This is a genomic window from Mycobacterium sp. (assembly GCF_040509115.1).
Classification (GTDB): Bacteria; Actinomycetota; Actinomycetes; order Mycobacteriales; family Mycobacteriaceae; genus Mycobacterium.
Genome location: NZ_JBEVLO010000095.1, coordinates 1 through 17,458, shown reverse-complemented (window position 1 = coordinate 17,458; position 17,458 = coordinate 1). Strand labels below are relative to the sequence as shown.

The 17,458-nt window shown below is 66.5% G+C and carries 15 protein-coding genes; 6 read left to right on the top strand and 9 right to left on the bottom strand.

What is annotated here, in order from left to right:
• Window positions 1–123: 123 nt before the first annotated feature.
• Entirely contained in the window at window positions 124–1,788 is a 1,665-nt protein-coding gene (gene fadD5, locus ABW137_RS07800; RefSeq protein ID WP_526398566.1) for a fatty-acid--CoA ligase FadD5, read from the bottom strand.
• 169 nt (window positions 1,789–1,957) lie between these two features.
• Here fadD5 and ABW137_RS07795 point away from each other — a divergent pair, with 169 nt between their 5' ends.
• On the top strand, window positions 1,958–2,638 hold the full coding sequence (locus ABW137_RS07795) for a GntR family transcriptional regulator (protein WP_526398564.1): 681 nt from the start codon (window positions 1,958–1,960) through the stop codon (window positions 2,636–2,638).
• Here the strand turns inward: ABW137_RS07795 and ABW137_RS07790 are convergent.
• Window positions 2,635–3,072 (bottom strand): SRPBCC family protein, encoded by a 438-nt coding sequence (locus ABW137_RS07790; RefSeq protein WP_526398562.1) that lies wholly within the window; start codon window positions 3,070–3,072, stop codon window positions 2,635–2,637. The two genes, ABW137_RS07795 and ABW137_RS07790, sit on opposite strands and share 4 nt — an antisense overlap.
• 107 nt (window positions 3,073–3,179) lie before the next feature.
• Between ABW137_RS07790 and ABW137_RS07785 the strand changes: the two genes are divergently transcribed.
• Window positions 3,180–4,073, top strand: coding sequence for a D-2-hydroxyacid dehydrogenase family protein (locus ABW137_RS07785; RefSeq protein ID WP_526398655.1), 894 nt, complete (start codon window positions 3,180–3,182; stop codon window positions 4,071–4,073).
• On the opposite strand, the gene ABW137_RS07780 is transcribed toward ABW137_RS07785, so the two are convergent.
• Window positions 4,067–4,534, bottom strand: coding sequence for an acyl-CoA thioesterase (locus ABW137_RS07780; protein ID WP_526398560.1), 468 nt, complete (start codon window positions 4,532–4,534; stop codon window positions 4,067–4,069). The genes ABW137_RS07785 and ABW137_RS07780 overlap by 7 nt on opposite strands.
• Window positions 4,535–4,574: 40 nt before the next feature.
• Between ABW137_RS07780 and ABW137_RS07775 the strand changes: the two genes are divergently transcribed.
• Window positions 4,575–5,675, top strand: coding sequence for an alcohol dehydrogenase catalytic domain-containing protein (locus ABW137_RS07775; RefSeq protein WP_526398559.1), 1,101 nt, complete (start codon window positions 4,575–4,577; stop codon window positions 5,673–5,675).
• 59 nt (window positions 5,676–5,734) lie between these two features.
• On the opposite strand, the gene ABW137_RS07770 is transcribed toward ABW137_RS07775, so the two are convergent.
• The gene (locus ABW137_RS07770) at window positions 5,735–7,528 is read right to left on the bottom strand and encodes an acyl-CoA dehydrogenase C-terminal domain-containing protein (protein ID WP_526398557.1); all 1,794 of its coding nucleotides are present in this window, start codon (window positions 7,526–7,528) and stop codon (window positions 5,735–5,737) included.
• A gap of 370 nt (window positions 7,529–7,898) precedes the next feature.
• Here ABW137_RS07770 and chvE point away from each other — a divergent pair, with 370 nt between their 5' ends.
• From chvE to mmsB, 3 genes are read left to right on the top strand one after another with little or no spacing between them, the layout of a single operon-like run.
• On the top strand, window positions 7,899–9,086 hold the full coding sequence (gene chvE, locus ABW137_RS07765) for a multiple monosaccharide ABC transporter substrate-binding protein (protein ID WP_526398555.1): 1,188 nt from the start codon (window positions 7,899–7,901) through the stop codon (window positions 9,084–9,086).
• 26 nt (window positions 9,087–9,112) lie between these two features.
• Entirely contained in the window at window positions 9,113–10,621 is a 1,509-nt protein-coding gene (gene mmsA / locus ABW137_RS07760) for a multiple monosaccharide ABC transporter ATP-binding protein (RefSeq protein ID WP_526398553.1), read from the top strand.
• Entirely contained in the window at window positions 10,622–11,872 is a 1,251-nt protein-coding gene (gene mmsB, locus ABW137_RS07755; RefSeq protein WP_526398551.1) for a multiple monosaccharide ABC transporter permease, read from the top strand. It begins immediately after the preceding gene.
• A 135-nt stretch (window positions 11,873–12,007) separates the two neighbouring features.
• On the opposite strand, the gene ABW137_RS07750 is transcribed toward mmsB, so the two are convergent.
• Genes ABW137_RS07750 through ABW137_RS07730 form a run of 5 tightly spaced genes read right to left on the bottom strand, consistent with a single transcriptional unit; the run spans window position 12,008 to window position 17,394 of the window.
• Window positions 12,008–12,667 (bottom strand): HAD family hydrolase, encoded by a 660-nt coding sequence (locus tag ABW137_RS07750; protein ID WP_526398549.1) that lies wholly within the window; start codon window positions 12,665–12,667, stop codon window positions 12,008–12,010.
• Between the two features lie 8 nt (window positions 12,668–12,675).
• The gene (locus ABW137_RS07745) at window positions 12,676–13,680 is read right to left on the bottom strand and encodes a LacI family DNA-binding transcriptional regulator (protein ID WP_526398547.1); all 1,005 of its coding nucleotides are present in this window, start codon (window positions 13,678–13,680) and stop codon (window positions 12,676–12,678) included.
• A 20-nt stretch (window positions 13,681–13,700) separates the two neighbouring features.
• Complete coding sequence (locus ABW137_RS07740) at window positions 13,701–14,732, bottom strand: ABC transporter permease (RefSeq protein WP_526398545.1); 1,032 nt, start codon at window positions 14,730–14,732, stop codon at window positions 13,701–13,703.
• Window positions 14,729–15,841, bottom strand: a complete 1,113-nt coding sequence (locus tag ABW137_RS07735; RefSeq protein ID WP_526398543.1) for an ABC transporter permease — start codon at window positions 15,839–15,841, stop codon at window positions 14,729–14,731. Before ABW137_RS07735 ends, ABW137_RS07740 begins: the two co-directional genes overlap by 4 nt.
• Window positions 15,838–17,394 (bottom strand): sugar ABC transporter ATP-binding protein, encoded by a 1,557-nt coding sequence (locus ABW137_RS07730; RefSeq protein WP_526398541.1) that lies wholly within the window; start codon window positions 17,392–17,394, stop codon window positions 15,838–15,840. The genes ABW137_RS07735 and ABW137_RS07730 overlap by 4 nt, the downstream gene beginning before the upstream one ends.
• Between the last annotated feature and the right edge of the window lie 64 nt (window positions 17,395–17,458).

Here is a 17,458-nt window from a genome sequence, read left to right as displayed (position 1 = left end):
GATGACCGTCTCCCTACTGAGCGGTAGTAAGGCGGACCACAGGACTGTACCCGATCGATCCTGGCCGGGGCACCGCATCGGCAGGATTGACGAGGCAACTGGTGGCAAACACATCGGCGCAGGTCAGCCCTTCGCCGAGCGGGTTGAAACCGTTGGAGCAGAAGAACTTTCGCTGGCGTCAACGGAATTGGTCCCGCCGTACCGCACCCTCAGTTCCGTCTTCAGGACTTTGCCTGCCGGGTTGCGAGGCAGTGCATCGACGACCTCCAGTGCCTTGGGATGCTTGTAACGCGCGAGCCGCTCGTTGAGGAATTCGTCTAGATCTTGGAGGGTCAGGCCCGCCGACGCAACCGTCGGAGTCGAGACGGCGACCGGGGCGACGATGGCGACGGGCACCTCACCCCATTTGGGGTCGGGTCGACCGATCACCGCCACCTCTCCGATGGCGGGGTGCGCAGCCAACGCGTTCTCGACTTCGGCGCAGTAGATGTTCTCCCCGCCGGAGATGATCATGTCCTTCTTGCGGTCGACCACCCAGACGTAGCCCTCGTCGTCCTGGCGAACCAGATCCCCGGAGTGAAACCAGCCGCCCGCAAACGCCTCGGCGGTGGCCTTGGGGTTGTTCCAGTAACCCGCCATCAGCGTCGGTGCGCGATACACGATCTCGCCGACCTGGCCGACGGGCACGTCGTTCATGTCCTCGTCGACGACGCGGGCGGCGACGGTCGGGATGACCTTGCCCACCGAGCCGAGCTTCCGGATTGCATCGTCGCCGAGCAACATGCACGTGACCGGTGACATCTCGGTCTGCCCGAAGGCGGCCAGGATCTGCGTGCCGGGGAACGTCGCCGCCATGTCGCGCAGGAGCGTGTCCGAGGCGGGCGCCGCACCCCAGGACAGCACCCGAAGACTCAGGTCGCGCGGTTGCGCGCGCTGCGCCGCGCAGACCGCCTGCCACTGTGCGGGAACCAGGAAGATGCCCGTGACGTGCTCACCCTCCAGGACGTCGAGAAGTGCGCCGGGGTCGAACGCGCCAAGCGGGTAGATCACCGTCGGCCTGCCGAGCAGCAGGCCGGTGATCGTGTTGCCGATGCCCGCGATGTGGAACAGCGGGACGCCGACGAAACCGATGTCGTTATTGAGGTCGGCGCCGTTGGTGAACAGATGCGTCATGGCCTGGCCCGCCAGGTTGAGGTGCGTCAGCACCGCGCCCTTGGGCCGTCCCGTCGTTCCCGACGTGTACATGATCAGGGCTGGCGCGTCGTTGGGAATGTCCACGGGCGCAGGCGGGGCGCCCTCCTCGGCCAGCAGGTCGTCGTAGCCGAGGACGGGTGAGCCAGCGAGGTCTTCGGTGGCGCCGCCCGCGACGATCACGTCGGACAACGCCGGGTCCAGGCCACGCACCGCGGTGGCGACCCCGGCGAGCACCGGCTCGGTGATGACGACCCTTGCCTCGCAGTCGCTGACGAGGAACGCGATCTCCTGGGGCGTCATGCGGAAGTTCACCGGTACGGCGATGGCGCCGAGCAGGTTCGCGGCGAGGAACGATTCGATGAACTCGGTGCGGTTGAGCATCAGGATCAGCACCCGGTCCCCGGAGCCGACGCCGCGCCTGCTCAGCGCGCCTGCCAGGGCGGTGACCCTGCGCTGCAGGTCACCCCACGTCGTCGTGCGTCCGAGGAAGCGCAGTGCCGTCGCCGTGGGCTGCATCAGGGCATGGCGGGCGAGCTGGGTGGTCCAGTTCTGCCTGCGGGCGAGGTAGGGCTGCTCGAGCGACTGATCGTTCAACGGGTGATGCTCCCTGCGTGGCTGGCGAGGCGCCGGGTTGCGCGATTTTTATATTTGATCAAACATGGTGTTGCCTCGGTCACACTATGGCCTCGGTGGCCCGGGAACAACCCTCGCCAGCACGCGAACTGCGCACGAATTAGCACGGACTACGGGGGAATCGAGCGTCGTGACCGCACCCACCAGACCCCGCCGCGCGGCACGTCGTGAGCAGCTTTCCGACGAGGTCGCCGCGCACCTGCGGGTCGGCATCATGTCGGGCACCCTGCGGCCCGGCACGTTCATCCGACTCGACGAGACCGCCGCCGAACTGGGGGTCAGCATCACACCCGTCCGCGAGGCCTTACGGACGCTGCGCGGGGAGGGGATGGTCCAGCTCGAGCCCCACCGGGGACACGTGGTGGCGCCCCTCACCCGCGACGACATCGAGGACATCTTCTGGTTGCAGGCCGTCATCGCCCGACAGCTGGCGCGGTCGGCCGCCGAGCGCATCACCGACCAGGAGATCGACGAGCTCGAGGCGCTGGCGAACACGGTTGCCGACGCCATCGGCCGAAAGGACACCGCCGCGGTGGTCGACGCGGAGTTCGAGTTTCACCGCGCCTTCAACCGGTCCTCCGGCCGCATCAAGCTGGCCTGGTTCCTGCTGCATGCGGCGCGGTACCTGCCGCCGGACATCTACGCCAGCGACCCACAGTGGGGCGCACACGCCGTGGCCAATCGTCGCGAACTGATCGAGGCGCTACGGCGTCGCGACGTCGACAGCGCGGTGCGGCTGACCGACGCCCAGTTCACCGACGGCGCCCGCCGACTCACGGCCAGGCTCGACGAGCTGGGTCTTTGGACCTAGCCGGCCAGTTCCTCGGCGCGCGTCTTCAGATTTCCCGCCAGGTGATCGAGTGCGTCGTTGACCATCTTCTTCACCATCGGCTTGGGTACCGGCAACGTCACCTCGACGTCGAGGTCGACGGTCAGCAGCGTGGAGGGCCCCATGGCCACCACCGAGAACAGCTGCTCCTGCTTGGAGAAGAGGTCGCCCTGCTGCATGACGGTCTGGATCTGGTTCTCGCCGGGGTAGTAGATGGCCTGCACGTAGGTGATGTCGAAGCCGTTGACCTTGGCGTCCAGACGCAGCTGGCTGGGTCGCCCGTCGTCGTAGTTCGCCAGGACCCAGACCCCCTTCACCTCTTCGTTCCATTGCGGGTAGGACTCGAAGTCGGCGACGATCGCGAGGATCGTCTCGGCGGAGGCTTGTACCTCGACGGTCTTGCTCACCAATGGCATCGGGCGAGTTTATCGTCGGCGCATTGGCTGTCGTTCGAGGGACACCGGGAGGGCTAGTGAACGTACGACCGCAGGTCGCCGTCATCGACGACTACCAGGGCGTGGCGATGACCATGACGGACTGGACGCCCGTCACCTCACGGGCCGACGTCACCGTGTTCGACGACCACGTGTCCGACCCGGACGAGCTGGTGGCGCGCCTGGCACCTTTCGACGTCGTATTCGTGATGAGGGAGCGGACGCCGTTGCCACGCACCGTGATCGAACGGTTGCCACGCTTGCGGATGATCGCGTCGACGGGGCCGTCCAACGCCTCGATCGACATGGCGGCGGCCGCCGACCGAGGCATCCACGTCGGATCCACCGGCGGCAGCGTGGCCTCGACGGTGGAGTTGACTTGGGCGTTGATCCTCGGCGCGGCAAGGCATCTCGCCGTCGAGAGCCGGGCCATGGCCGAGGGCCGCTGGCAGACCACGGTGGGCCGCGAACTCGACGGCCGGGTGCTCGGGGTGCTCGGGCTCGGCCGGATCGGCACGCGGGTGGGACGGATCGGCGCAGCGTTCGGGATGGACGTCACGGCGTGGAGCCAGAACCTGACCGCCGATGCCGCCGAAGCGGCCGGGGTGCGTTACGTCCCGCGCGACGAGTTCTTCGCCACCGCCGACGTGCTGTCCATTCACCTCAAGCTCAGTGACCGATCCCGCGGGTTGATCGGCGTTGCCGAACTCGATGCGATGAAACCGACCGCCCTGCTGGTGAATACGTCACGCGGACCGATCGTCGACGAGGAGGCGCTGCTCGACGCCCTTCGCACCGGTGCCATCGCAGGTGCGGCGCTGGACGTGTTCGGCACCGAACCATTGCCCGTCGATCATCCGTTTCGCACGATGGCCAACGTGCTGGCCACCCCTCACCTCGGCTACGTGGCGGATCGCTCGTACCGGATCTTCTTCCGCGACGCGGTAGCCGCGATCGCCGAGTGGCTCGACGAGAATCAGTAACGCTCGGTGGCGCGCGCGGTCGTCAGCAGTGTGCGGACGGCGTCGGGGATCGGGACCGGCCGCCGCGTGGTCCTGTCGACGTAGACGTGCACCCAATGCCCCACCGCGGCGACCGGAGACCCGTCATCCTGGGACGGCTCGACACCGTTGAACATCGACAGTCGGTAGGTGACACTGCTGTTCCCCAGCCGGGTCACGGCCAGTCCGACGACCAGCGGATCGGGGAACTGCAGCTCGGCGAAGAACCGGCAGCCCGACTCCGCGACGACGCCCAGCCACGGCGCGGTGACGGGGTCGACGCCGGTGGTGGTGTTGATCCAGGCGTTGATCGCCGTGTCGAACAGCTCGTAGTAAACGGCGTTGTTGAGGTGGCCGAACATGTCGTTGTCGGCCCACCGCGTGAGCACCGGCCAGTGCACGGGGAAGTCGAGGGAGGTCAGCTTCCGTTCGTCGATGGTCATCGGGCAAGTCTTCCAGGCCAGGCACTGGCAAGCTGGTCGTGTGAAGATCCGTGGAGCCGTCCTCGACCGTATTGGGGCACCGCCCCGCTACGCCGAATCCAAGCCGCTGACGATCGTCGACCTCGAGCTCGAGCCGCCCGGCGACGGCGAGCTCCTGGTCCGCATCGAAGCCGCCGGGCTGTGCCACTCGGATCTGTCCGTGGTGAACGGCTCTCGCGTCAGGCCGGTGCCGATGCTGCTGGGGCACGAGGCGGCAGGCATCGTCGAACGGGTCGGCGCCGGGGTGGACGACGTCGCCGTCGGGCAGCGCATCGTGATGACGTTCCTGCCTCGCTGCGGCGAGTGCTCGGCCTGCGCCACCGATGGGTTGGCCCCATGCATTCCGGGAAGCGCGGCGAACGGCGAGGGAGTCCTGCTGGCGGGTGGGACGCGCCTGTCCACCGACGGCGGTCCGGTCCTGCACCACCTCGGCGTCTCGGCGTTCGCCACCCACGCCGTCGTCGACCGTCGATCGGTGGTGGCGGTGGACGACGACGTCCCGCCCGTCGTGGCATCGCTGCTGGGATGCGCGGTGCTGACCGGCGGAGGTGCGGTGCTCAACGCGGGACAACCGCGGCCGGGTGACACCGTCGCCGTGGTTGGCATGGGCGGCGTTGGCATGGCGGCGCTTCTCACGGCATTGGCGCACGACGACGTCGAGGTGATCGCGGTCGACCAGCTGCCCGACAAGCTCGCGCGGGCGACCGAGCTCGGCGCGCACGCCGCCGTCACACCGGAGCAGAGCGGCGGCCTCAAGGCGCGGATCGTCATCGAGGCGGCGGGGCATCCCGCGGCGCTGGAGACGGCCATCGCGCTCACCGCGCCAGGCGGTCGCACCGTGACGGTCGGCCTCCCCCATCCCGACGCGCGGATCACATTGTCGCCCTTGGGTTTCGTGGCCGAGGGGCGGTCGCTCATCGGCAGCTATCTCGGATCGGCCGTGCCAGCCAGGGACATCCCCCGCTTCGTGGCGATGTGGCGGGCGGGTCGACTTCCGGTGGAGTCGCTGGTGTCGGCGACGATCGGGCTGGATCAGATCAACGAGGGGATGGATCAACTCGCCGACGGCCACGCGGTGCGGCAGATCATCGACTTCGACTAGTGATTTGGGCGCGTAAACGTTCACTGAGCGAACGGGAGCGCGCCGAAATCGCGGAGGGGCTAGAACCAGGCGTCACGCATCTCCATCGTCGTCCGGTCCAGACCGGCCAGCAGGTCGAGTTGCGGTGCAGTCCTGGGCAATTCGTAGCGGAAGAAATAGCGGGCCGCCTGCCGCTTGCCGTCGTAGAAGTCCCCCGACTGGCCCTCGGCGACCAGGTACTGCTCGAGCCAGATCCAGGCCATCACGATGTGTCCGAAGGCTTCCAGGTAGATGGCGCTGTTGGCCAAGGCCGCCTCGACGTCACCGGTGGCGAACATCGCGGCGGTCACCTCGACGAGCCGTTGGAACGACGAATCCAGTTGAGCGGCAAGGGCTGCGGACTCGTCGGCGGTGGCCTGTTCGACCGTCGCGGCGACGGCCTTGCCCAGCTCGACGAGGCTGGCCCCGCCGTGTTGAGTGACCTTGCGGCCCAGCAGATCGAGGCTCTGGATGCCGTGAGTACCTTCGTGGATCGGGTTCAGCCGGTTGTCCCGGTAATGCTGCTCGACGTCGTATTCTCGGGTGTATCCGTAGCCGCCGTGCACCTGGATCGCCAGGCTGTTGGCCTCGAGACACCACTGCGACGGCCAACTCTTCGCGACGGGCACCAGGATGTCGAGCAGATGGGTGACGTACTCGGCCTCTTCCGCGGATTCCGGGCAGCGCTGCAGGTCGATGAGCCTGGTGCAATACAGTGCCAGCGCCAGACCGCCCTCGACGTAGGCCTTCTGCGCCAACAGCATCCGCTTGACGTCGGTATGCTCGACGATTGGCACCTGCGGCGTCGACGGGTCCTTGACCAACCTGCCCTGCGGCCGCTCGCGGGCATATGCGACGGACTTGAGGTACCCGGTGTAGCCGAGTGACACCGCACCCATCCCCACCGCGAGTCGGGCCTCGTTCATCATGTGGAACATGTACGTCAGACCGCGGTGTGGCTCGCCGACCAGATAGCCGACGGCACCCGCCTCACCGCCCGGCGAGTGGACGCCCTCCCCGAAGTTGAGCACGGTGTTGGTGATTCCCCGTTGCCCCATCTTGTGATTCAGCCCCGCCAGGGTGACGTCGTTGCGTTCGCCGACGGGGCCATTGGCGCCATCTGGGCCGCTGAGGTACTTCGGCACGATGAATAGCGAGATGCCCTTGGTGCCCGGCGGCCCACCGGGGATCTTGGCCAGCACCAGGTTCACGATGTTGTCGCTGAGTTCGTGTTCGGCGCCCGAGATCCACATCTTCGAACCGAACAGGCGGTAGGTACCGTCATCGCGGGGTTCGGCTCGGGTGAGGATGTCAGCGAGAGACGAACCGGCCTGTGTCTCCGAGAGCGCCATCGTTCCGGTGAACCGCCCGGCGAGCATCGGCTTGACGAATGCCTCGATCTGCTCGTCGTCGCCGAACTTGGCGATGAGATTGGCATTGGCGACCGTGAGCATCAGATAGCCAGACGTGCTGACGTTGGCCGCCGAGACGTACGCGAATCCGGCCTGCGCCACGCACGCTGGCAGCTGGGCGCCGCCGAGGGACTCGTCCATGCTGGCGCCGATGAGGTCGGCCTGCGCGAACGCATCGATCGCCTCCTTGACCTCGGCGATGACGGTGACGCGGGTGCCGTCGAAGGTGGGCTCGTTGGCGTCACTCTTCTTGTTGTGCGGGGCGAAGTACTTCTCGGCCAACTCCTCGCTGAGGTCGAGAACGCCGTCGAACGTCTCGCGGGAGTGTTCGGCGAACCGGTCCCGCTTCGTCAGGTCCTCCACTCGGAGCCATTCGTACAGCAGGAAGTCGAGGTCGCGTCGGGACAACAGGGTGGACTTCATTCGTCTGCTCCTCGTCTGGGCACCGGTCGAATCTGCGTCGGCATCAGCGTATGCCCACCCCTGCCTTGCCATCGCCGGGTCTTCCTACGCTCGACGCGGGCCCCACGGGCGGCCGTCACCGGGCTGATCTCGCGGCCGGAGGTGGCGTGGCGTGCGACCGGAGCGGTCCGCCAGCGCATTGCTGGCGCCTGAATGTTAATGCTCACAACGACAGATGAGATCGGTCGGCGGCGCTGCGGCCCACGGGGGCCACGCCATCTGGATCGAAAAGTGATCGGTCGGCTATCAACCTGTTCAGGAACCTCTTTGGGTGATGTCGCCGCAGACCTGATTGACAAGATAGTGAGCCGCCTCACATACTGAAGCCGTCATGTTAACGCTCACATCCGTGCTGCCGACGAGGACCACCGTCGCCGCGGAGCCCGTCGAGCGTGCGCCATTCACCGAGGAGGTTTCGATGCGGAAGTTCACCCGTCTCACCGCTCTGCTGTTCCTATTGACCGCGCTGGTGTTGGCCGGCTGCGGACGGTCGACCGACTCCGCAGGGGGCGGTGGTGATGGCGGCGACGCGAAGGGCACCATCGGGATCGCCATGCCGACCAAGTCGTCGGAGCGCTGGGTCGCCGACGGACAGAACATGGTCGACCAATTCAAGGCACTGGGCTACGACACCGATCTCCAGTACGGCGACGACGTCGTCCAGAACCAGGTGTCGCAGATCGAGAACATGATCACCAAGGGCGTCAAACTCCTGGTCATAGCGCCGATCGACGGGTCGTCGCTGACCAATACGCTGCAGCACGCCGCGGACCTCAAGATTCCGGTGATCAGCTACGACAGATTGATCAAGGGAACGCCCAACGTCGACTACTACGCGACGTTCGACAACTTCAAAGTCGGTGTGCTGCAGGCTCAGTACATCGTCGACACGCTCGGAGTGGCCAACGGAAAGGGTCCGTTCAACATCGAGCTGTTTGCCGGCTCACCCGACGACAACAACGCGACGTTCTTCTTCGACGGCGCCATGAGCGTGCTGCAGCCCTACCTCGACAGCGGCAAGCTCGTCGTCAAGAGCGGACAGACCTCCTTCGATCAGATCGCCACCCTGCGCTGGGACGGCGGACTGGCGCAGTCCCGGATGGACAACCTGCTCAGCCAGGCGTACACCACCGCCCGCGTCGACGCCGTGCTCTCGCCGTACGACGGCATCTCCCGCGGCGTCATCTCCGCACTGAAGAGTGCCGGCTACGGAAACGCCGCCAAGCCGCTGCCGATCGTGACGGGTCAGGATGCCGAGCTGGCCTCGGTCAAGTCGATCGTGGCCGGGGAGCAGACGCAGACCGTCTTCAAGGACACCCGCGAACTGGCCAAGGCCGCGGTCCAGGAGGCCAACGCCGTCATCACCGGTGGCACCCCGGAGGTCAACGACACCGACACCTACGACAACGGCGTCAAGGTCGTGCCGTCGTACCTGCTGCAGCCGGTCAGCGTCGACAAGTCCAACTACCAGAAGGCACTGATCGACTCGGGGTACTACACCGAAGAGCAGGTGCAGTGAGCGCAACGACGTCAACCCTTCTCGAAATGCGGGGCATCACCAAGGAATTCCCCGGCGTCAAGGCGCTTTCGGACGTCGACCTGACGGTGCCCACCGGTGAGATCCACGCCATCTGCGGGGAGAACGGCGCAGGCAAGTCGACGTTGATGAAGATCCTCAGTGGCGTCTACCCGCACGGGAGCTACGACGGCGAGATCCTCTTCGACGGCGACCTCTGCGAGTTCAAGGACATTCGGTCCAGCGAGCGATGTGGCATTGCGATCATTCATCAGGAGCTCGCGTTGGTGCCGTATCTCTCCATCGCCGAGAACGTCTTCCTCGGCAACGAGATCAACCGGTACGGGGTGATCGACTGGGACAAGACCCTCACCGAGGCACAGGCCCTGCTGGACCGAGTCGGATTGCACGAGAGCCCCCAGACCCGGGTCGCCGACATCGGAGTGGGCAAGCAGCAACTCGTCGAGATCGCCAAGGCCCTGGCCAAGGACGTCCGGCTGCTGATCCTCGACGAACCCACTGCCGCACTGAACGATTCGGACAGTCGTCACCTGCTCGGTCTGATCGCCGACCTGCGCACCCACGGCATCACCTCGATCATCATCTCCCACAAGCTCAACGAGGTGATGGAGGTGGCCGACTCGATCACCATCCTGCGGGACGGCCGCACGATCGAGACGATCGCCGTCGACGACCAACTCAACGAGGATCGCATCGTCCGAGGGATGGTCGGACGCGATCTGACCCACCGCTTCCCGCCCCGCGAGAACCACGACATCGGCGACGTTGCGTTCGCGGTGGCCAACTGGAGCGTGCTGCATCCCATCGATCAACATCGCAGGGTCGTCGACGACGTCTCGCTCAACGTACGCGCGGGTGAGATCGTCGGCATCGCCGGACTGATGGGCGCAGGCCGCACCGAGCTCGCCATGAGCGTCTTCGGACGCACCTACGGTAGGTACGTCGAGGGTCGGGTCTTCAAGGGCGAGAAGGAGATCAGTACCAAGACCGTCTCCGAGGCCATCAGCAACGGGATCGCCTACGCCACCGAGGACCGCAAGCAACTCGGCCTGAACCTGATGGACACCATCGCGCAGAGCATCTCGCTGGCCTCGCTCTCGAAGGTCAGCAGACGGTCGGTGATCGACCATCACGAAGAAGCCAGTGTCGGCGAGCGGTTCCGCTCGTCGATGGGCATCAAGTCGGCGTCGGCCTCGGTGGTGACGGGCAAGCTCTCTGGCGGCAACCAGCAGAAGGTAGTCCTGAGCAAGTGGCTCTTCACCGACCCCGACGTACTGATCCTCGACGAGCCGACCCGCGGCATCGACGTCGGCGCGAAATACGAGATCTACACCATCATCAACGAACTCGCCGCCCGCGGGAAGGCCGTCATCGTCATCTCGTCGGAACTGCCCGAGCTCCTGGGGCTGTGCGATCGGATCTACACCTTGGCCCAGGGCAAGCTCACCGGTGAGGTGGCCCGTGAAGACGCAACGCAGGAGACCCTCATGCGGTACATGATGAAAGGGCGTGCCTGAGTGACCGCCACCGTCGAACAGCCATCGCCGAACCCCAAGGCGCCGCATCGCGGTGCCCCCCACCCGCCGACGCCCCCAGGTCTGCGGCAACGGCTGTCCACCTTCCTGATGTCCCATGTCCGCCAGTCCGGCATGGTCGTTGCGCTGCTGGCCATCGTGGTGCTGTTCCAGATCTGGACCGGCGGCATTCTCCTGAAGCCGCTCAACGTCACCAACATCATTCAGCAGAACGGCTACATCCTGGTCCTGGCCATCGGGATGGTCATCGTGATCATCAACGGCCACATCGATCTCTCGGTGGGCTCGGTGGCGGGTTTCATCGGGGCCATGTCGGGTGTCCTGATGGTCCGCAATGACGTGCCCTGGCTGCTGGCCGTGGTGTTGTGCGTGGCGCTGGGTGCATTGATCGGTGCGTGGCACGGGTTTTGGATCGCCTTCGTGGGGATACCGTCGTTCATCGTCACGCTGGCGGGCATGCTGGTATTCCGCGGCGCCACCCAGTACCTCCTCGAGGGGCAGTCGATCGCCCCGATGCCCGCCGGACTCGAACAGGTCAGCAGCGGGTTCTTGCCCGAGTGGGGCGCCGATGCGCTCTACCACTGGCCGACGGTGATCCTCGGTGCCGTCATCATGGTGGCTGCGGTGATCGTGCAGATCCGCCGGAGACGCTCCCAGACCCGCTACGGGCAGCAGGTTTCGGCGGCACCCGTCTTCGTGGCGAAGTGCGCGGGGATCGTCGTCGCACTCGGGGCGGTGACCCTATTGCTGGCCAGCTACCGCGGCGTTCCGATCGTCGGGATCATCCTGGTGGTGCTGACGTTGGTCTACGCATTCCTGATGCGCAACAGCGTGTTCGGCCGTCAGGTCTACGCAGTAGGCGGCAACGCCGCGGCCGCCAGTCTCTCCGGCATCCGGAACCGCTGGGTAACGCTGATGGTCTTCGTCAACATGGGCATGCTCGCCGCGGTCGCCGGATTGCTGTTCGCCGCCCGGCTGAACTCCGCGACACCGCAGGCCGGGGTCAACTTCGAGCTGGAGGCGATCGCCGCGGCGTTCATCGGCGGCGCATCGTCCAGCGGAGGTGTCGGCACCGTCGTCGGCGCCATCGTCGGTGGACTGGTGCTCGGCGTGCTCAACAACGGCATGTCGATCCTCGGGATCGGAAGCGACGTCCAACAGGTGATCAAGGGCCTGGTGCTGCTCGCCGCCGTCGGGTTCGACGTCTACAACAGGCGCAGGGGCGGGCGGTAGCTCCAGACCGATGGCGGCCGCCGGTTACCACCGGCGGCCGTCGTCGTATCCGATCGCCCACGACGCCGACCACCGCGCGGGCCGATCGACCCGAATCCCGAAGTGTCAGTTCGTACTGGTCGTGGACGACCACCCTCATGGGCCGACGAGGACCGCCGATGCGGGGATGCTCAGGTGGTAGCCGTCGAACGTGATGCCGCGCAGGTCGGCGACGCTGACGTCGACGTCGTCACCGATGGTCTGAGGGCCAACGCCGACAACGTATTTCACCCCCGCGGCGCGTGCCGACACGATGCCGAGGTGCGCGTCCTCGAATACGACGCACGACTCCGGTTCGAGCCCGAGTGAACGAGCGCCAGCAAGGTAGGGGTCGGGCGCCGGTTTGCCCGCCGACACGTCGTCGGCCGAGATCAACACGCCGGGTGCGGGTAGGCCGGCGGACACCAGCCGGGCCGATGCCATGGCGCGTCCACCGGAGGTGACGACCGCCCAGCGACCCGCGGGGCTAGACGACAGCAGTTCGACGGCACCCGGCATCGGCGGAACCTGCGTTCCGAGTTCGATTTCCATCTCGCCGAGGAGTTGCGCCGCGTGGGCGGCGTGGGGTTCGCCGACCAGGTCGGCCACCACGTCCGCCATCCTGCGACCGTGCTGGGCGTCGCGGTGGAAGTCGAAACCCGGGGACCACGTGCTGGCCCAGGTGTTCCATGCGCGGGCGGCAGCCTCGTGGGAGTCGACGAGGACGCCGTCACTGTCGAAGAGGATGCCATCGACGTCGAGAATCCGCTGAGACATGGCGTCGATCAACCCCTTTCGCGCGGCGCGGCGGTGCTGGCGCGCACCACCAGGTCGGCGGGCAATAGCGCAGTCTTCACCTCGGTGCCCGACAGCTGTGCGGTGACCAGCGCAATGGCCTGGTTGCCGACGGTCGCGAAGTCCTGACGGACCGTGGTGAGCGCGGGAATGAGGTACCCCGCCTCGGGGATGTCGTCGAATCCGACCACGCTCACGTCGTCGGGCACGCGTCGGCCAGCTTCGGCGAGGGCGTGCAGGATGCCGATCGCCATCTGATCGTTGGCGACGAAGACGGCGGTGATCTCGTCCTGGGCGGCGAGTTGGCCACCGATCTGGTAGCCGCAGGCCGCGCTCCAGTCACCGTGGTACTCGGGACGGGGAAGGAGCCTGGCCGCGAGCATGGCGTCGACGTAACCCTTGGTGCGCGCGGTCGCCTCCGGCCAGTTCTGCGGTCCACTGACGTGGGCGATCGCGGTGTGCCCCAGGTCGATCAGATGCTGGGTGGCCCGGCGGGCACCCCCGACCTGATCGACGCCGACCGACGATCCCGTTCCGGACAGATCGCCCTCGACGACGATCACCGGGACACCGAAGTCCTCGGTCCTGACGGCGGTCAGTGCGTCCTGCTGGGCGGCGATCATGACGATCGCCTCCACCGCCAGTCTGGACAGGTGGTCGAGGGCACCGCGTATCTCCTGGTGGGTGACCGACGCCAACGTCACCGTGCTGGAGAAGAACCCCGCCTCGCGGGCCGCCTCCTCGACCGACCGCTGGATGCTCGAAGGTCCGTACTGGGCGGTGTTGCTGCCGATGATGCCGATGATCCCGGAGCGGTTGGTCACCAGCGCCCGCGCTGCGGTGTTGGGCCGGTACCCCAACTGGGCGATGGCATGTTCGACGCGCTCCCGCGTGGCGGGACGAATGCTGTTGGATCCGTTGATCACCCGTGACACCGTCTGGTGCGACACCCCGGCGAGTCGGGCTACGTCGGCCATTACCGGCTTGCGCGTCATGAAGCCATTATCGTTGCGGCTCATTTGGGCTTTCTCACCAGCACGCGCTGGACCAGTACGAACACCAGCAGGAGTCCACCCGTCATGATGCGGGTCCAGTAGGAGTCGAGGTTCTCCGCGGTGACGAAGGTTTCGATGGTGCCGAGTACCAGTACGCCGAGTACCGCGCCCGCGACGAACCCCACGCCTCCGGCGAGGATCACGCCACCGATGACGGCGGCAGCGATCGCGTCGAGCTCGAGACCGATTCCGTTCAGGCTGTAGCCCGACAACTTCTGGGTGGCCAACAGAATCCCCGCCAGGGACGCGCAGAACCCGCTGATGACGTACACCGACACCCGGGCGCCGCCGGCCTTCAGACCCATCAGCTGCGCCGAGTGGCGGTTGCCGCCGACGGCGTAGACGGTCTTGCCGAACCGGGTGAGGTGCAGGACGTACATCGCGACCACGACGACGATCAACGCGATGATCACCGGCCACCGAATGAACTTGTCGTCGTACAGGTAGATGTACTGCAGGCCGAGGGTCCTGAGCAACGGATCGTTGATCGGCAGCGAGTCGACGCTGATCACGTAGCACATCCCGCGGGCCAGGAACATGCCCGCCAGCGTCGCGACGAATGGCTGCACGTCGAAGTACTCGATGATCGTGCCCATCAACAACCCCAGCAGCGGGCCCACGATCATCACGGTCGCCAGGGCGAGCGGCGCCGGCCACCCCAGCTGCAGAGTCTTGGCCAGCAGCACGGTCGACAGCGCTACCACCGACCCGACACTCAGATCGATTCCACCGGTGAGGATTACGAACGTCATGCCGACGGCGAGCACGATGAGATAGGCGTTGTCGACGAACAGGTTGAGAAAGACCTGCGACGGGCTGGCGAACTCGTATCGACCGAGAACGCCCGCGAACATCACGACGAAAAGCACCAGGGTGGCCACCGGGCCGACGAAGCGTCCTCGCGCATGTCGCCGCAGCACGTCGAGAATCCTTGCCCCGGTGGATGTCCCGGGTGCAACCGGCGGCGGAGCATGCTCGATGGTCGGCGTCATGGCTGGCGCACCTTCGTGTCGTCGTGGTCGGGGGTGACGTCGGCTACGGCCGGCCCGGCGCTGGTGACCGGCGTGGGTCGAGCGGTGGGACCCACCTGGCGGCGCCCGGGTCGTCGGCGCCAGGACGTGAACAACGCCCGGAACTTGGCCGACTGCATCAGGACCACCAACACCACCACCAACGATTTGAAGACCAGCGTGATCTCGGGCCGGATGCCGACGGTGTAGACGGTGGTGGTCAGCGCCTGGATGATCAGGGCGCCCAGCACCGTGCCCGTGAGGCTGTAGCGACCGCCGAGAAGCGAGGTTCCGCCGATGACAACGGCGAGTATCGCGTCCATCTCGATCCACAGGCCGGCGTTGTTGGCATCGGCAGCCGAGATGTTGGACGCGATCATCAGGCCCGCGATACCCGCGCACAGACCACAGAACACGTACACGGCGAAGACGATGGTGCGGCTGCGCACCCCGGCGAGCCGACTGGCCTCGGGGTTGATGCCGACGGCCTCCAAGAGCATGCCGAGCGCGGTCCGACGGGTGAGCAGCCCCACCACGACGAACACGGCGAGGCTGACCAGGATGGCGACCGGCAGCCCCAGGAAGTAGCCCGCGCCGAGCACCTTGAACGGAGGGCTGCTCACCGTGATGATCTGGCCCTCGGTGATGAACAGCGCGATGCCCCGTCCCGCCGTCATCAGCACCAGGGTGGCGATGATCGGTTGGATTCCCAAGATCGAGACCAGCGTGCCGTTCCACAACCCGAGCACGGCGGACACGGCGAGTGCGATCGCCATGGCCGTCAGGACGGTACCGACGCCCGCGGGGTCCTCCGACGACCCGATGTGCGCACACGCCAGGGCGCCGGAGATCGCCACGACGGCGCCGACCGACAAATCGATTCCGCGCGAGGCGATTACGAGTGTCATGCCGAGGGCGACCAGCAGCGTGGGGGCGCCGTTGCGCAGAATGTCGATGAGGCTGCCGTAGAGGTGACCGTCCTGGACGCGGATGCTAGTGAAGCCGGGAGTCAGATAGGCGTTGAGGGCGAGCAGTGCCAGCAGCGCGATGACCGGCCAGATGAGCGGCGTGGCGGCGAGCCTCTTGATCATGACGAGCTCCCGGCGATCAGCGTGGTCAGGTTGTTCTCGTAGTCGGCGGAGTCGAGCAGGGCCACGTTGCGGCGGTCGCGCATCACGGCGATCCGGTTGCAGATGCGGGTGACTTCGTCGAGTTCGGCGGAGATGAACACGACGGCGACGCCGTCCCTGGCGAGTTCGGTGACGAGCTTCTGGATCTGGGTCTTGGCGCCGACGTCGATGCCACGGGTGGGCTCGTCGAGGATGAACAGCTCGGGCTCGGTGATCATCCAGCGGGCCAGCAGGACCTTCTGCTGATTGCCTCCGCTGAGGTTCTTCAACAACGTTTCCGGCCGCCGCGGCCGAATGTCGAGCGCCTCCATGTACTTGGTCACCAGCGCGTCCTTGGTCTTGGCCGAGAGCGGACGCGCGAACCCGCGGCGGGCCTGCAATGCCAGCACCAGGTTGTCGCGCACGCTGAGATCGCCGACGACACCTTCGTCCTTGCGGTCCTCGGAGGTGAAGGCGAACCGGTGAGCGATGGCGGTTCGTGGGGTGCGCAGCGTCGTCGTCTTGCCGTTGACCTCCAGGCGACCACTGGTGGCGCGGTCGGCCCCAAACAGCAAGCGCGCCAGCTCGGTACGCCCCGAGCCGAGCAACCCGGCCAGCCCGAGGATGTCGCCCCGCCGGATGTCCAGCGTGACCGGTTGCACGGCAGGCGTCCTGCCGAACTCGTCGATGCGGACCAACGGGTGGTCGGACTGCACGGCGGTGGCCATTGCCGCGCTGTCGGCCACCTCGTCGAGCGCATCGAGCTGCCTTCCCAGCATCGCGGATACCAGTTCGACCCTTGGCAGCGCGGCAGTCAGGTACTCACCGACGAGTTGGCCGTTGCGCAGCACCGTGATTCGGTCCGAGATCGCGTAGACCTGATCCAGGAAGTGCGACACGAACAGGATCGCCGTGCCCGCGTCACGCAGCCGCCGGATGACCCGGAAGAGTTCGGCCACCTCGTCGGCGTCGAGGCTGGACGTGGGCTCGTCGAGAATCAGCACTCTGGCACTGACGGCGGTGGCCCGCGCGATCGCCACCAACTGTTGGATGGCAATGGGATGGGACCCGAGTTGAGACCTGGGGTCGATGGTCAATTCCAGCTCGCTCAGGAGTTCGCGGGCCTTGCGATTGAGTCGGCGGTAGTCGATGCGGCCCCACCGGCGCGGCTCGCGACCCAACAAGATGTTCTCGCCGACCGTCAGATTCGGGCAGAGGTTGACTTCCTGGTACACGGTGCTGATGCCGGCGTCCTGGGACTGCCGCGGCCCTGCGAACGACTGCGGCGAACCGTCGACGACGATCGATCCCGAGTCGATGCCGTACACCCCGGTGAGCGCCTTGATCAGGGTGGACTTTCCGGCGCCGTTCTCCCCCATCAGAGAGTGCACTTCGCCTGCCAGCAACCGGAAGTCGACGCCGTCCAAGGCCTTCACACCGGGGAATCCAATGCTGATGTCCCGCATTTCGACGACGGGGCGGGAGTTCTCGGCGGCGTTGGAGGGCTCGGGGTCGTTGGAGGGCTCGGCGTCCATGCATGTTCCTTTCGAGCTATCCTGTCGATCGAGCGGTGGTACCGCCCCCGGCGCAGGCGACGGG

What these genes read in the sequence shown, in the direction of transcription:
- ABW137_RS07790 (WP_526398562.1), bottom strand. Translation starts at nt 3,072, where the DNA reads ATGCCATTGGTGAGCAAGACCGTCGAGGTACAAGCCTCCGCCGAGACG.
- ABW137_RS07740 (WP_526398545.1), bottom strand. Translation starts at nt 14,732, where the DNA reads ATGACGCCGACCATCGAGCATGCTCCGCCGCCGGTTGCACCCGGGACA.
- ABW137_RS07785 (WP_526398655.1), top strand. Translation starts at nt 3,180, where the DNA reads ATGACCATGACGGACTGGACGCCCGTCACCTCACGGGCCGACGTCACC.
- ABW137_RS07780 (WP_526398560.1), bottom strand. Translation starts at nt 4,534, where the DNA reads ATGACCATCGACGAACGGAAGCTGACCTCCCTCGACTTCCCCGTGCAC.
- ABW137_RS07730 (WP_526398541.1), bottom strand. Translation starts at nt 17,394, where the DNA reads ATGGACGCCGAGCCCTCCAACGACCCCGAGCCCTCCAACGCCGCCGAG.
- mmsA (WP_526398553.1), top strand. Translation starts at nt 9,113, where the DNA reads ATGCGGGGCATCACCAAGGAATTCCCCGGCGTCAAGGCGCTTTCGGAC.
- ABW137_RS07750 (WP_526398549.1), bottom strand. Translation starts at nt 12,667, where the DNA reads ATGTCTCAGCGGATTCTCGACGTCGATGGCATCCTCTTCGACAGTGAC.
- ABW137_RS07770 (WP_526398557.1), bottom strand. Translation starts at nt 7,528, where the DNA reads ATGAAGTCCACCCTGTTGTCCCGACGCGACCTCGACTTCCTGCTGTAC.
- ABW137_RS07745 (WP_526398547.1), bottom strand. Translation starts at nt 13,680, where the DNA reads ATGACGCGCAAGCCGGTAATGGCCGACGTAGCCCGACTCGCCGGGGTG.
- chvE (WP_526398555.1), top strand. Translation starts at nt 7,899, where the DNA reads ATGTTAACGCTCACATCCGTGCTGCCGACGAGGACCACCGTCGCCGCG.
- ABW137_RS07735 (WP_526398543.1), bottom strand. Translation starts at nt 15,841, where the DNA reads ATGATCAAGAGGCTCGCCGCCACGCCGCTCATCTGGCCGGTCATCGCG.